The 15,584-nt window shown below is 45.7% G+C and carries 10 protein-coding genes; 5 read left to right on the forward strand and 5 right to left on the reverse strand.

Going from position 1 to position 15,584, the window contains the following annotated elements:
- Nucleotides 1-55 precede the first annotated feature (55 nt).
- Genes V144x_RS26875 through V144x_RS26885 form a run of 3 tightly spaced genes read right to left on the reverse strand, consistent with a single transcriptional unit; the run spans nt 56 to nt 4,393 of the window.
- Nucleotides 56-1,579 carry a sulfatase gene (locus tag V144x_RS26875; RefSeq protein WP_232102654.1) on the reverse strand — a complete coding sequence of 508 codons (1,524 nt, stop codon included), beginning with the start codon at nt 1,577-1,579 and terminating at the stop codon, nt 56-58.
- Nucleotides 1,576-2,988 carry a sigma-54-dependent transcriptional regulator gene (locus V144x_RS26880; RefSeq protein WP_144990071.1) on the reverse strand — a complete coding sequence of 471 codons (1,413 nt, stop codon included), beginning with the start codon at nt 2,986-2,988 and terminating at the stop codon, nt 1,576-1,578. The genes V144x_RS26875 and V144x_RS26880 overlap by 4 nt, the downstream gene beginning before the upstream one ends.
- Nucleotides 2,966-4,393 (reverse strand): sensor histidine kinase, encoded by a 1,428-nt coding sequence (locus V144x_RS26885; protein ID WP_144990073.1) that lies wholly within the window; start codon nt 4,391-4,393, stop codon nt 2,966-2,968. Before V144x_RS26885 ends, V144x_RS26880 begins: the two co-directional genes overlap by 23 nt.
- 357 nt (nt 4,394-4,750) lie before the next feature.
- On the opposite strand from V144x_RS26885, the gene V144x_RS26890 reads away from it, so the two are divergent.
- The 4 genes from V144x_RS26890 to V144x_RS26905 all read left to right on the forward strand — a co-directional run bounded on the left by V144x_RS26890 (nt 4,751) and on the right by V144x_RS26905 (nt 9,394).
- Nucleotides 4,751-5,755 carry a DUF1559 domain-containing protein gene (locus V144x_RS26890; RefSeq protein ID WP_144990075.1) on the forward strand — a complete coding sequence of 335 codons (1,005 nt, stop codon included), beginning with the start codon at nt 4,751-4,753 and terminating at the stop codon, nt 5,753-5,755.
- 255 nt (nt 5,756-6,010) lie between these two features.
- Nucleotides 6,011-6,607, forward strand: a complete 597-nt coding sequence (locus V144x_RS26895; RefSeq protein ID WP_144990092.1) for an NADPH-dependent FMN reductase — start codon at nt 6,011-6,013, stop codon at nt 6,605-6,607.
- Between the two features lie 124 nt (nt 6,608-6,731).
- Entirely contained in the window at nt 6,732-7,883 is a 1,152-nt protein-coding gene (locus V144x_RS26900) for an SGNH/GDSL hydrolase family protein (protein ID WP_144990094.1), read from the forward strand.
- Between the two features lie 32 nt (nt 7,884-7,915).
- Complete coding sequence (locus V144x_RS26905; protein ID WP_197998658.1) at nt 7,916-9,394, forward strand: FG-GAP-like repeat-containing protein; 1,479 nt, start codon at nt 7,916-7,918, stop codon at nt 9,392-9,394.
- A gap of 9 nt (nt 9,395-9,403) precedes the next feature.
- Here the strand turns inward: V144x_RS26905 and V144x_RS26910 are convergent, their stop codons facing one another.
- Together V144x_RS26910 and V144x_RS26915 are read right to left on the reverse strand one after the other, a co-directional pair.
- Entirely contained in the window at nt 9,404-10,246 is an 843-nt protein-coding gene (locus V144x_RS26910; protein ID WP_144990098.1) for an NHL repeat-containing protein, read from the reverse strand.
- Nucleotides 10,247-10,335: 89 nt separating this feature from the next.
- Nucleotides 10,336-14,031 (reverse strand): CRTAC1 family protein, encoded by a 3,696-nt coding sequence (locus V144x_RS26915; RefSeq protein ID WP_144990099.1) that lies wholly within the window; start codon nt 14,029-14,031, stop codon nt 10,336-10,338.
- Between the two features lie 197 nt (nt 14,032-14,228).
- Between V144x_RS26915 and V144x_RS26920 the strand changes: the two genes are divergently transcribed.
- Nucleotides 14,229-15,575 carry a leucine-rich repeat domain-containing protein gene (locus V144x_RS26920; RefSeq protein ID WP_144990101.1) on the forward strand — a complete coding sequence of 449 codons (1,347 nt, stop codon included), beginning with the start codon at nt 14,229-14,231 and terminating at the stop codon, nt 15,573-15,575.
- The last annotated feature ends 9 nt before the right edge of the window (nt 15,576-15,584 follow it).

Here is a 15,584-nt window from a genome sequence, read left to right on the forward strand (position 1 = left end):
ATGAAGTTATCTCTATTGTTAAGATAGAAAACCTATTAGCCCCAAATACGTCCGTTCATTTTCCAGGCTGCCAGGGCTGTGGTCCATTGGGTTTTGCGCGTAAAAACTTCGCATCTGTTTCGCGATACCATTGATGTAACTTCTGACGCATTGAAGAAACTCGCTCCGGGTATTTTGTAGCAAGATTCATCTGCTCCCCCAGATCGTCTTTCAGATTGTAGAGTCGGACGCTTCCGTCTTCAAAACGTTCAATCAGCTTCCAGTCTCCCTCGCGAATGGCAGCTCCGGGAATTCCGCCCTGATTGGAATAATGTGGATAATGCCAATAGAGGGCTTCTCGATCCAAGCGTGACATTCCTTTCAATAAAGGCTTTAAACTAACGCCATCCTGATGTTGCTCTGGTTTAGCGGGTAGACCAGCCAGGTCCAGAATCGTCGGATAAAAATCAACGCTGATCACCGGCTCATCACAGGTAGTTCCAGGCTTCGTTCCACCCGGCCAGCGAATCAGAAATACTTCGCGAATTCCCCCTTCGTACAACCAACCCTTGCCTCCTCGAAGCGGGAGATTCGAGGTAGGAGAACCTTCAGATGTACTCAAGCCACCATTGTCGGCAGATAACATGACGACTGTATTCTCAGCCAGGCCTGACTCCTCTAATTGATTGAGTACCTTGCCCACTGCGCGATCCATCGACTCTACCATCGCCGCATACACGGCATGATTCTGCAGAATTCGTACACGACGCTTTTCTTTAACCGGAAATACCTGCTCTTCTTCTGCAAATTCTTTCTGTTTTGTCAATCCTAACCGTTGCGCCTTTGCCTTGTATTTGGCGACCAGGGGCTTCGGCCCCATCAAAGGCGTATGTACTGAGTAGAAAGAAAGGTAGGCAAAGAAGGGTTGCTCTCGATGTTCATCGATGAACTTAGCCGTTTCACTGGCCAGTCGATCGGGTAGATGCTCTCCTGCAGGCCCATCGGTTAAACGTGGATTTCCATAAGGAGAAAAATACTTCTTGCCACCATACGGTCCGCCACGATGCCATCCACCATGGTTTACATCAAACCCTTGATTTTCCGGCCAGAACTCTTCTGTCGGTCCCAAGTGCCATTTTCCAGCGAAAAAGGTCGAATAACCATGCTCTTTAAGGGCTTCCGCAATCGTCACTTCATTTAAAGGCATTCGATCATTCAATGGTGCAGGCAGAAACTTACCTGCTCGTTTGCCGGAGAAGAAATTTGTTGCATCCACGCGCGTCGGATATTTTCCTGTCATGATGCTGTAACGTGTAGGACTACACACAGGATTGGCAGCGTAGCCGTTGGTAAATCGCATTCCTGTTTCAGCAAGCTGATCAATGTGAGGCGTTTCGTAAAATGTCTTTGGATTATTACAGCCCACGTCCATATAGCCGAGATCATCCACCAATATGAATACGAAGTTCAACGGTTTTTGCTTGGCTTTCTGCGCAGCAAAAACAAATGTGTTTTCACATATCAATAAAGTGAAGATTAATATTGGAATCGAGCGCGCGATCTGTTTCATCAGGATGTACCCCAGTTGAAAGTTCTTCATTTATTTTCAATACCGTATTGTTTTAGTTTCTTGCTCAGCGTCGTTCGATGCAACCCCAGACAGCGTGCCGCAGGCGCACATTGCCCATGAAATTGATCCAATGCGACATTCATCACAGGAGGTTCGATCAGTGCCATCAGCTTTTCATAGAGATTCGTAGCCTGACCGGGATCAATCAATTGTTGTTCAGCCCACTGCTTGAGCAACTCAATGATCATGATATCAGAGTCTGCATCTGATTCTTCACTCCCCAGAAATGATTTGGAAACGGGAGCCGGCAAATCCTCAGGCAAGATGGTCCCCCCGCGAGCACGCAAGGCCGCATGTTCAATCGAATTTCTCAATTCACGCACATTACCATACCAGGGACGTTTCTCTAATTCTGAAACGGCTTCTGCAGTTAATCGATGCTGCGCGCCAGTCTGACGGTCTACAAATCGCTCCAGGAAAAAATCAGCAAGGGCGCAAATATCCCCCACGCGCTTTCTCAACGGAGGAATATCAATTTGAAACGTACACAATCGAAAATAAAGATCATGTCGGAACTTATCCTGTTTGATTAATGATTCCAGGTTCCGGTGTGTCGCCGCAATCACACGAAAGTTGGTTTTCACTCGCTGGGTTGACCCGACAGGCAATACCTCTCCCTCTTCAAGTGCTCTTAAAAGCTTGATCTGAATCGGTAGTGGAATATCGGCAACTTCGTCGAGAAACAATGTTCCCTGATCAGCCTGCTCCAGAAAACCAACACGTGTCGACTCGGCTCCAGTAAATGCACCTTGCAGATGGCCGAAGAGTTCACTTTCTGCCAGACTTTCACTGAGAGAAGCTATGTTTACCGCAATAAATGGTCCTGAAGCGCGTTCGCTGAATCGGTGAATTGCGTGTGCCGCCAGTTCTTTACCTGTTCCACTTTCACCAGAAAGCAACACACTTGCCTCTGACCCGGAAACGAGTGCGATGGACTTGAATACATCTTGCATTTCAGGAGTAGAACCAACCAAACCGTCCACTTGTCGAGTCTCTTCGACCGATGGTTCCTCACGCCGCGACTCATAAATTGCTTTATCCAACACTTGTTCCATCTGATTCAGATCGAAGGGTTTAACAATATAATCGAAGGCACCATTGCGAACGGCTTCGACGGCTGTTTGTAAATCACCATAAGCGGTAATAACGATCACGGGAACAGAACCAACTCGATCACGAAGCCCCTGCATCGCAGTCAATCCGTCCATACCTGGTAACCGCACATCCATCACAACGACATCGGGACGATCTTCCTCGGCAATGCTCAGCGCCTGCTCTGCAGTCGATGCTGTCATCACCTGATGACCATGACTTTCACCCAGTTGACTTAAACCCCAGCAAATGGATTCTTCATCATCAACGATTAGTAATTTCGACATGCTTTTTCTCCGCACTCACCAAAGGCATTTCGACGATAAAACATGTCGTCCGATCTTGCCGCTCCCAGCGAATCTGCCCGGCGTGATTCTTTACGATTTCTCTAGCCACAAACAAACCTAATCCGGTTCCATCTTTTTTGTCTGTCACCAGTGGCTCATACATTTTACTGATAATTTTTGAATCTGGACCTGCTCCTGTATCCTGTACTTCCAAAGTAACAGACTCCGGACTACTTTGAAATAGTCTGATACTGACTTGACCGACATCACCTGCCACCGAGCCTTGTTCGGGCTCAACGGAAACTGCTGCTTCAATCGCGTTCAAGATCAGATTGGAAATTAGTTGCTCCAAAGCTTCGGGATCTCCCTGAACAGAAATTGAACCTGAAACGGCGTTATTTTCCAGATGGATTCCAAAATGTTTCGCGGTCGGCGTAACCAGACTTACTACTTTGGAAATGATCTCATTGAGACAAACGGGCTCGAAATGAGAAACATCGCCCCCCTTATTATCCAGAAAACTCTGTAAATATTGTTCGATCATCGATAGCTGACGATTGGCAACCTGTAGCGTTTCATCCTGACTCTCGGCACATTTACGGAGATGTAAGTCCAGGGCAATGCGACAGCCTGTGACAGCATTTCGTAACTGATGTGCAATCGCACCTCGTATCTGACCCAAAGTTTTCAATCGCTCACTGCGTTTGATCTCATCTTCATACTCACCTAACAGTTCTGCCATTTGATTGATCGAAATACTCAAATCGCGTATCTCATCATTACGAATTGATAAAATCATAGGCTGAAAATTTCCGTGTGCTATCTGCGCGACTTTTTTGTCAAGACGTTGCAGGGGCCGTGTCACGCGGGCTGCAATCATCGTTGCCAAAAACGCGACCACTGCCAACGCAACACTTCCTGCGATCAGAGAAGGATATATGGCATTCGATAATGCATCCCGATACTCTTTCGCCGGGTAATAAATATGGAGATACTGTTGCCCCTGCGTTGGGGAACGCGGTTGAATTTTTACGACCGTATGAAAAAAAGGAGCATCGCCAGTTTGAAGTACATCGGAAATTTGTAACTCGTTCCACATAGGCGGTTCAACCGAAACAGCCTGTGGTACAAAATCAGAGCGGGTCGAAGCGAGAACCTCGTCATTTTTCCCTACGAGTACAAAATCAGCTCCTGAAAGACCTTTGGTTTGATTTAAAACTGCTTCCGTCAGAGGAAACGTCGCTTCGTTCAAAGTATGCGCGATTTGACGAAACTGATCACGAATCTGCAACTTAATTTGATTCGTCGAGAGATAAGCGTGTAAGAGTGTCACACTCACAATAGCACAAACCATAATTCCCACCATGGGAATGAGAATCTGATATCTCAACGGCCAGCGCATCATCAAGGGTGCTTTCTCTTACTGTTAAAATGGTTCCGATCACCTTCATTTTAAGTCATGTGGGGAGCAGAAAACATGATTAACCTGACAGATCAACCAGATTTATCTCGCAGCTGATCACATCACTTGAGAATGTAAGCCGGTAATATGTCGTACATTTCAGCGCTTGTGTCTATTTTAAGAACACATTCCGGGATTGTTTGCAGGCCGAACTAATCTCAAGTCAGTATAAACCGAACTCCAGACTCAGGAAATTACGGAAGTCCCTGGAAAACAGTCGTTTCGGTACACATTTTGCGTAATGATCTTCTAAAATGGAACTACTGAAAAAATCATGTACAACGACAAGGAAACTCTTTAATGCGTAACAGACGTGGATTTACATTAATCGAATTACTGGTGGTGATCGCCATTATCGCGATCTTAATCGCCCTGCTCCTGCCCGCGGTCCAGCAGGCACGCGAAGCAGCCCGGCGTACCCAGTGCAAAAATCACCTCAAACAATTAGGGTTGGCAGTTCATAACTACGCCAGCAGCTATCGCTATCTGCCTCCCGGAGCAAGCGTCGATTTATCAGTGACTTCAACCGGAAATAACGGCTCATGGGGCGTGCATGGTCGTATCTTACCATTGCTTGAACAAGGAAGTCTTTATAACAATGTAGACCTCTCCATAGCCTGGGACTTCCAAACTGCCATCGATGGCTTAAAAATTCCCGTTTATGCCTGCCCCAGCGATCCGAATAGCGATCGTGTGCGTGATCCCGGTAGTGGAAGAGTGAAGCTTTATCCTACTAATTACGGTTTCAATTATGGAACCTGGTTTGTATATGACCCCACCAATGGAAGTGGTGGCAATGGCGCCTTTTTTCCTAACGCCAGTTTGACAATGGCGGCTTTTACAGATGGAACCAGTAATACTCTGCTGGCCGCGGAAGTGAAAGGCTGGCAGGCCTATACCAGAAATGGGGGACCTTCAACGACAACCATTCCAGCCACAGCAGCCGATGCTGCAACCATCGTCGCATCGGGAGCAAATTTTAAAGTCAATACGGGACACACTGAATGGCCCGATGGCCGAGTGCATCATACCGGTTTTACTGTAACGATGAATCCCAATACTCATGTGACTTATTCCAATGCGGGCACAGAATATGATGCCGACTTCAATTCCTGGCAGGAAGGCAAAGATGGAAGTGCCGGCTCTCCTACCTATGCCATTATTACTTCACGTAGCTATCATACAGGAGTCGTCAACGCGGTCCTTGTCGATGGTTCAGTGCGTACTATCAGCGAAAATATTTCTCTTGATATCTGGCGCGCATTAGGCACACGGGGTGGTGGCGAAGTCCTGGGTGAATTCTGATTTTTAGTCGCTTTATGACTCAATCCCAAGGAGTTGACCTGGTTTCAGGTCAACTCCTTTTTTTGTAAACGTGTTGTCTCATTTTAAAAATTTAACATTAAACCAGAGCTTCCAACACGTACCGAAACTACCAAAAAAACGTGAATTCTTCTTTCATAGCCTTCCCTAAATTCCTATCGATCTACAACAATGAAACAATCAAGCAAAGCGCTTTTCTGATTCGAGATACTTCAAATAGATTAAGGAATGAGAAATATGAGCTACCAACCTCGTATTGTAGCTTTCGCCGGTAGTACACGTGAAAACTCTTATAATAAACGTTTAGTAACAATTGCAGCTAACAGCGCCAGAGAATCAGGGGCTGATGTGAAGCTGATCGATTTGCGCGATTTCCCCATGCCTTTATTCGATGAAGATCTGGAAACAAAAGAAGGAAAAAATGAAGCTGCCCGCGATTTCAAACAACTACTGATTGACAGTGATGGTATCTTGATTTCCTCACCTGAATATAATGGCTCACTTTCAGCCGTGTTGAAAAATGCCATCGACTGGGCCACCCGCGCGGATGCGGGTGAAGCTCCCGGGTCATTGCCTGCCTTTCGTGGGAAAGTCGTCTCACTGATGAGTGCCTCTCCCGGCGGATTAGGAGGTCTCAGAGGACTCGTTCATTTACGAGCAATTCTTGGTGGATTGGGATGCATCATGCTCCCCGCACAACTGGCCGTCTCCAGTGCCCATGATGCATTCGATGAAACCGGTAATTTGAAAAATGAAAAACAGCAGCAGCAAATTCTGACTCAAGGGCAAGAGCTATCAAAGTTTATTGCTCAACTCAATAAACTGGATTCCTGAAACCAACTTGGAAAAACTTTGTATTCCACCATTAAAATCAACTTTCTTTTTCATAATTGCTACTGCTAATATGAAATAAGTTCAGATTTGTTTCACATCCTGAGACTTCACCACGGAAAAAATCATGAGTTTAAAACACAGCGCTCGGCTATCAGTATTTGCAATTCTTGTACTTTCATTGTTTCTACCACAAGATGTCATTGCTGAAACGCAACCAGTCTCTACATTCAAGGTCGATGAAAAAGATAAAACGCATTGGTTCGATATCAAGAACCTGGGTGTCGAAGGCAAAGGTTGGACTGATACGGAAACATTTTTTGATCGACTACCCAAAAAAGCAAAAGGCGTTGTTCGCCCTCCAGTCTGGTCGCTCAGTAAACATTCAGCTGGTCTTGCCGTTCGCTTTGTCACAGATGCCACCACAATCAAAGCAAAATGGGAACTGACGTCTGCCAATATCGCAATGAATCATATGGCTGCGACTGGTGTCAGTGGCTTAGATCTCTATGTCAAAACCGATTCTGACAAGTGGCGCTGGCTGGCAGTAGGCCGCCCTTCAAAAAAAGAAAATAGCGTCACTCTGATCTCAAGCCTGATGCCGAGAAAACGAGAGTATTTTCTCTATCTGCCACTCTACAATGGTGTCAAATCGGTTGAGATTGGCATCCCAGAATCCAGTCATCTCTGGAAAGCCCCCGCGCGACAGCCAGGTAAAAATAAACCACTGGTCTTCTGGGGTACTTCGATCACTCAGGGAGGTTGTGCTTCTCGAACCGGCATGGTTCATACTGCCATTCTAGGCCGCAGGCTGAATCGTCCGGTAATCAACCTCGGATTTTCCGGCAATGGTCGCATGGAACCGGAAGTCTCGAAGCTGATAGCCGAATTGGACGCCAGCGTCTTCATCATCGATTGCCTGCCCAATGTAACCGCACCCGTGGTTGCCAAAGAGACGGAGTCCATTGTCAACACGTTACGTAAAGCACATCCAGACACGCCGATCTTACTTGTAGAAGATCGAACTTATTCAAATGCTTATCTCAAAAAGAGTAGCCAGGAAAGACATCGTACGAGCCGTCAGGCGCTCCAGGAAGCATATCAAAAACTGAAAAATTCAGGTGTCAAATATCTGTATTATCTGGATGGAGAATCTCTGCTGGGCAATGACAGCGAAGATACGGTTGATGGATCTCACCCCACCGACCTTGGTTTTTTCAGACAGGCTAATGCATTTGAAAAAGCGCTAAAACCTATTCTTGACCAACAGTCTCAATAATGAAAATTCGCCTCTGCTTATGCATGATTCTTATGTTATCGCTATCCTGTAAAAAGCAGGAAGACGGCGTTAAACCGAATGTTGCACTTCCACCTGAAGCTCAATTTCAGGAGTTTCATGCCGAAATTCAAAGCTTCTGCGGAAGTTGTCATCTCTGTCCTGACCCAAGTGTATTAACAAAAGAAGCCTGGCGGATGCAGATCCCCAGAGAATATGCACACTATGAATTATCCCCGCGCAAGAATCTGCGTGTACCGCCCATGCCCGAAGTGATTCAATACTTCGTCACACAGGCTCCAGAACAACATGATTTACCGATACCAATTGTCGATACCCCTCAAGGTCCTATCGAGTTTAGAAAAGTAGAGTTTCCGCAACAGTCTGACAAACAAATGCCCAGCATTTCGCATTTGAAATGGATCCCAGGAGCAAATGAATCAGGAAAACTCCTGATGACCGATATGGGTTCGGGTGAAGTCGGGTGGATTCAGTTCGATTCATCCAAGCCCAGCTATTATCCTCTGGCGAAATTGATGAACCCGGCCCACATCGAACGCATCGATCTGAACCTGGATCAGAATGATGATTATCTGGTTGCGGACCTTGGTAGTTTCGGTCCAGCGGATCATGATTCTGGTAAGGTAACTTTGTTGGTATTCGATAATGAAAAGCAAGCTTATCGACCACAGACCCTCCAGGAAGGATTAGGACGTGTCGCCGATGTAAAAGCGGCTGACTTCGACAAAGATGGAGACCTGGACCTTGTCATTGCCGAATTTGGCTGGCGAGATACCGGACGTTTACTCTATCTGAAAAATGTCTCGCCTTCGAAAGCAAGTTTGAAATTCGAATTTCAGGTGCTCGATGGTCGTCATGGTGCCAGTCATGTTTTAATCACAGATTTGAATCATGATGGTCTGCCTGATCTGATCACACTCTTTTCACAGGAGCATGAAGTCATCGAAGCCTTTTTGAATCAGGGAGCAGGTCGCTTCAAAAAAAAGACGATCTACCAGGCTCCAGAACCCGCCTATGGCTCTTCCAGTATCTCACTGGTGGACCTTGATCAGGATGGAGATCTCGACCTGCTGTATACGAATGGCGATACAATGGATTCGTTTGAATTACGCCCCAGTCACTCCGTGCAATGGCTGGAAAACAAGGGTACGTTTCCTTTTCAACATCATCATATCGCAGTTCTGACTGGCGCGTATTGCGCGACTCACGGAGATTTTGATGGAGACGGCGACATCGATCTGGCTGCCTGTACGATGACGTGGAATTATCAGGAACCGCGCAACACACTTGTCTGGTACGAACAGACAGCACCGGGGCAGTTTAGTAGACACCCTCTCGATTTTTCAAACGGACAACATGCAGTGATCGAAGCAGGTGACTTTGACGAGGATGGAGACCTTGATCTGGCAGTCGGAGCATTTGAAGTTCAGGACACTGACCAAAATGAATGGTTTTCGATCTGGTGGAATGAAGGTCCTGTGAAATCAAATTAGGTTCTGATGCTATTTCGCAGGCTTCAATAAATCACTGATTTTTTTCTCGGGATCTACCGAAAACACCGTTTTCGCGTGTGGGTCGGAAACAAGAACATTTTCGCCTTGTAGTGTGATACCAACCGGATTTTTGAAAGGATCACCGGACACCCATTTTTCCGTTTTTCCATCGGGTGTGACTTTCCAGAGTGCTTTCTCATAACCATCGCTGACAATTGCCGTCCCATCGTCGAGCACGACCACGTCATGAGGAAAGTTGAAGGGACGTCCTTTGACAACCACCGTCACTTTGCCATCGGGACTGACTTTCAAAAGCTGGTCCGCGGTTCCTGAAACAACCCAAAGATTCTCTGCCTGATCGAGCACTAACCCACGGGGTGCGCTCACTTTTGCAAAAAGTGTGGGTTCCCCTCCCGCAGCGGGAACTTTCCAGATTTGATGCAATTCCAGGTCAGAAACGAGCAGGTCGCCATTTTTTGTCACCACTACATCCATGGGAATCCCGATACCCCCATTGGTTAACGGTGTTGGTTTCTCGCCTTCTTTTTCAAAACGATACACTTCGCGCGTCGATGAATCGCCGGCGATGATTCGCCCTTGCGGATCTACTGTAACACAGCGAACCGCATTCAAAGGAGTACGAAATACTTTGGAACCGGTGAAGAAACTGTTAGTCTTCCCTTTCTCGACACTCCAGATTCCCGGTAACTTTCGATCTGCTACGTAAACGGTCCCTTTGTCAGAAGCCGCCACAGACAAAGGATACAACATCTCCTGAGCTCGACTCACACCAGTCGTACAAAAGGATGCCAGTAACAAAATACAGGAAAAACTACGAGGTAAAAAGCGCATCGTCTTGAACACCTGATCGAGATAAGGAAAAAGAACACCAAGAATTATATTATCGTAAATCTGAAGCAAATGCACTCATAAAAAATTACTCAGGGTTTCTGCAGAGCGTTCCAGAAGCGGGCACTGTTTTGCCGACGCGTATGATATTGCGTTTGGTCCTGCTGTAACACCTTATCGTCTGGATAATTCTGGGTTGGATAGGGATACCCCCCCATCTCCCGAAACGGTAGTGGTTTTACTGATTGCCCTAGAATTGTGTGCAAATTAGCGTCTTTGTCCCAGCCGACATTATGCAGGATAAAATCGCGTTTCCAACCAGGTTTATCTGGTGCTGCTGATACTGCAAATCGTAACCGCATCTCATCGCCGGCGCCCATGATCACCAGACGATTGTCAGCAGATTCCACTAAAGTTTTCACATCACCATAGCGTGTAAACCCCCCTTGCATCGGTGGCCACTGGATGTCTGACGACAGACTTTCATAATCATAACGTTCCGGGCCATTTCCAGGATGATTAATGGGAGTGGAAAACCCGCGATATTTCAATGTCGCTGATTCCAGCGGCAGCACTCTCATCATAAATTCCGCTGATTCTTCGTCTACAGTGAAAAAAGCCTGATCCCAGTAGAATTCCATATTTGTATTAATTCGTACGCGATAATCGTTAGTTAAGAACTGGTCTGCCAAATCAACGGCAATTGTTTTCGTCTTCCCGCCAGGAAATCCCATGAAGGGCATGACAGTTTTCCATTCGCCGTTCTCATCAGGAACCGACAGAGACGGCGGCCGAGGCGACGGCATCGATGGATTTTCCGATAAAGCCAAGTTGATACCGGTATCTGTCGGATAAATCCAACCGGTCAGAAACAATTTCAACCGTGGTGGCGTCTTCGTATTCAGTACCGCTTCAGTATTCAGGTCCAGTTCCAGAAAATGATCCTCGGTCAGCCCCTGGCGGTACTTTTTGTTGAACGTTTTCGCATATCTATCGTCGGCGTCTTTGATCTCAGATAGGACGTCATGGCCTTCATGATTAATTGCGGCCACTGGTGTTTGCGGATGCTGTACCGTATGAATGTCAACTTCAGCTATTTCAGGAGGACCTACCTTTTCATTCGTATAGATTTCCACATCTGATGGATGATAGACGGCCATCAGTTCTACCATGTCGAAGTAACCGGCTTCCCACAACTCTTCAGTGACCCGCAATTCATAGAAACCGTCTTTTTCTTTTAAACGGTCGCCATCAATTTTGAGAAATTCCCAGTCACGACAAGGGGCCACAATGCCTTTGCCAAACTGCAAGCCGATAGGCGCCGCCCAGAGCAGATCTGTATAAAAAGAAAACTGTTCGCCATCCCAGGTATAGAGATAAGGACAAGATCCCATCAAAGTCTGCTTCTCATAAATTCGCTGATCGGTTTTCACATTGATAATATTTACAGGAATTCCATTAGTCCATAGGACACGAATCGCTTCAGCCACAGTTTGTTTACCAAGACCAAAATGTGTCGACTGCCCCGCTACAATTTGTGGCTGATAAATCGTACCACTCCGTAGTTCCAGCAAACTTCCAATTCCGTAATGATTCACACGACCACTGGCTGATTTGACTTCTCCTTTAACCTGTTCTGCTCGGAGTGAAATATCAAGCCAATGGTAATCATTGCCTTTATTTTGCCTTTGAACGATTTGGTTTTCTGTAACGGCAATCACATCGAGGCTACCGTCCTGATTCAGATCGTACAGCAAGATTTTTTGAATCGGCTTGGGAAAAACGATCACTTGATCTTTCACATAGACAGTTTGACCTGCCTTCTGCTCAGCTGTTCCCAAACATAGCTGCAATCCATTAGGACTCGACGCCACAACATCCAAAACTCCATCGTTATTTAAATCCCCTGTTAGTAATATTGTATTCTCAGCGTTGACAGGCTCTGACTCTTTGAGTGGCCGCACGCTGGCAATCTGCACGCTTCCTGGCAGAGGTCGGTTCGTCTCTACCAACATCATCTGTGCTCTGGAAACGCCAATCAAATCCCATGAACCATTGCGATCAAAATCAACCAGTCGACATTCCTCAAACTGATTAATGACTGACTCTTTTTCTTTTGCGTCAAATTGTCTCCAGCGAAATCGGCCATGGCGTAAATTTTCCAGATAGCCTGCCTGCTTCGATTCACGGCTGCATAAGATCAAATCAAGATCGACATCCCGATCCCAGTCAACACGTACAATAGAGGTCGCTGCCAGACTGTCAGGAGGTAACTGAGAATTCATACTGATATCTTGAAAGGAAAAATCACCTCGATTTGACCAGAGTGATAATCCGCGAGAAGTCGAAGCCACCAGGTCCAGGTCACCATCATGGTCGATGTCAGAAAAATTGACAGCCAGTACATCGCTTAATACTGCCAGATCATTCTTTTGCGCTTTCAGAACGAGTCTTCTTTTTCCTGTTTTAGAATCCCATTGATTCTCGAAAACTTTGATTCCTGATTTCCCAGAAAGTACCAGATCCAAATCCGCATCGCGGGACGGCGACACCGGAAACAGTATTTGCTCTTTCTTTTCATTTGAAGCAGCCTGGTTTAACTGTTGCACGTCAGCATCCAAATCTACTGCGTGGACTTCTGAATAATCTCCGTTACTGGTTTGGTTCGCGATGATTTCCCAAATCCCGGACTCATTCTGTGTAAACACGGAAACCTGCTCTGCACTCAGCAGAATCAAATCTGGCTTACCATCCAGATCGAAGTCAGCAATCTGTAAATCTCTGATATCAGGTGGTAGTTCCCTAGAAAATTTCAATGGATCAGGTTCAGCAAGTTCAACCGTTAATGGCTTTTGTCGTGCCGGCCACTCGACAGCAGTATAAAATTCAGGTGGAAAATCATGTATCACAAACTCAAGCGGATTCTGCTCTACACGTCGTCGATCACTTTTGACCAAATCCTCTGCTATCAACACATTTCTCAGAATTCGTGCGTTTCGAATCACAAGATTCCACTTTTGATCCCGAATCGCGGTCACTGAATCGTCGATCAGTTTGTTTAAATCCAGCCTTGTATGATCTTTGACACTGTCTGCCAATGGCCCAGCCAACTGTTTGACTTTCTCAAACACGGGAACAGCTTGTTCTGCTTTCTGACCTACCACAACTTGCAAATAATCGAGTGTCAGAAACAAATTATCCGATTGAAGTTCCCAGGCTTTTTCAAGTGAAGACTTTGCTTTCTTCTGCACCTCAGATTTTTGAATCTGTTTTTGTACCTCTGATAACTCATACCAGACGGCAGCATCTTCGGGATAATGTTGAATCGCACGTTGTAAAGCAGCTAAAGCCTGTTGAAGGTCACCCAGTGCCGTATAGATTCGTGCTGAGAGGATATAGCTAACACCAGAATCCGGAGCGATTTGAATTAATTGATTAACAGTGCTAATTGCCTGTTTAGCAAATTCCTGGTCGGCCTGTATTTTTTCGGGTGTCAGTTGTAATAAGCGGCAGATGGTTAAATTACGAAAGCCAATTACTTCCCTGGGGAGCTCTTCTGTCAAACGTTCCAGCAATGGATCACTTTCTGCATACTGTGCATTTTCCAGATAAGCAATGCCTTCATTTTTAAATCGCAGTAATTCATTCGCCTTTTCGTAGGAAATCAATTCCTTCGCGACTGGCCCCTGATTCAGCGGCGGCGCTTTGACGGTTATAAATACTGCGAACGCGATTAAAAACAGAATCACAGCCACTATGAACGCAAAATGTGATGACCGAGACGGCATAGATAAACCTTTTTACAAAAAATGAAATCAAGAACGAACTTTGTCAAAGGATACACTTGCCACCAGCGGATGTCAGTCGACTCACTATCACTTGATTGACTTGAATTCATACCAATCTTACAATAAAAAGATCACATTTGCACACATATACTTGATAATAATTTATCTTCAACGCAACACACATTTGGAACTTTTATATGTCTTTTGACTCCTATCATAAATGGCTGGGTATCCCGCCGGAAAAACAGCCGCCCCATTACTATCAGTTGCTGGGAATTTCTGTGAATGAACAGGACTCAGAAGTCATTCAAACCGCAGCCCAGCGTCAACGATCTTCGATTGAAGATCATTTGCATGGTGCACATCACCGAGAAGCGACACAGCTGATTTATGAAATTGAAGAAGCGGAACTGACTCTGTTAAACCCCGAGCTTCGTGAAGATTATGACAAGCGAGTCAAGCTGGTCCTCAAACGGCAAAAAAGTAAGCAGCGTCTTCAAAACCTCGATCCCGATTCCAATAGGCCTGCCGGTGAAGGTAGTGGGTTAATGCCTCGATTCCTGGGAATCACATCTGTGATTCTGGTCGGATTTCTGATCATGGCTTACTTTGCTTATCAGCGCCCACGAACGGAAGAAGAGAAAAAGGTACTTCGTGCTCAACCCATCAGCATGAAAAAACAACCTGCGCCTACTAAACCAACGGTGACTGAGAAAAAAGAAAATCCTGTTCCTACACCGGCTCCTATTGCGAAAACAGAAGCAGAGGCGATCACATGGATATTTTCTGTCGGTGGGAAAATCACAACGAAAGCAGGTCAAAATGTTGAGCGTGCCGCTGATTTACCACAAGCCCCTTTTGAGGTTACTTCAATCAATCTCATTAATTGTGACGTCACTGATGAGACGCTTCCCAATATTCTACCACTAACTTCCGTGCAGTCTTTAGTTCTCACTAGCACTAAAATCACAGATAAGAGTATTCCTGTCATCAATCAACTGAAGAATCTCCTTTTCCTTTTTGCTGCCGGGACGAATACAACTAATCAAGGATTCGCTCGATTAAGCAATCAGCTTAAGCTCAGAACATTACATATTAATAATAATTTGAGGCTTGACGATGAAGTTATTAAGACCGTCGTTCAATATCCACAATTAATGCGAGTTTCACTTGCTCAAACCTCGATCACGGGTCGATCATTAGAGACAATGGCCAGTTTGAAAGATTTGATTGGTCTACAAATTCATCTGACTCAGATCGATGATAAAGGATTAGAACAACTCCAAGCCTTTCCAGAACTCAAGGATCTGCTCCTCGGAGGACCGTTAAATTCCGAACATGGAATTTTGAAGACACTTCTGTATTTCAAGGAGCTGAATGTTCTCTGGATCTTTGATGTTTCAATAACAGATACAGGCGCGAACAACTTAGCGACTATGACAAGTTTAAAAGAGCTTCGATTAATTCGTACTCAAATTTCAGATGCAAACGTCAACCGTCTTAAAGCAGCACTCCCTGATACAAAAATCACTGTGGAAAAATGATGGCTCCCT

Source organism: Gimesia aquarii, assembly GCF_007748195.1.
In the GTDB taxonomy this organism is placed as follows: Bacteria; Planctomycetota; Planctomycetia; order Planctomycetales; family Planctomycetaceae; genus Gimesia; species Gimesia aquarii.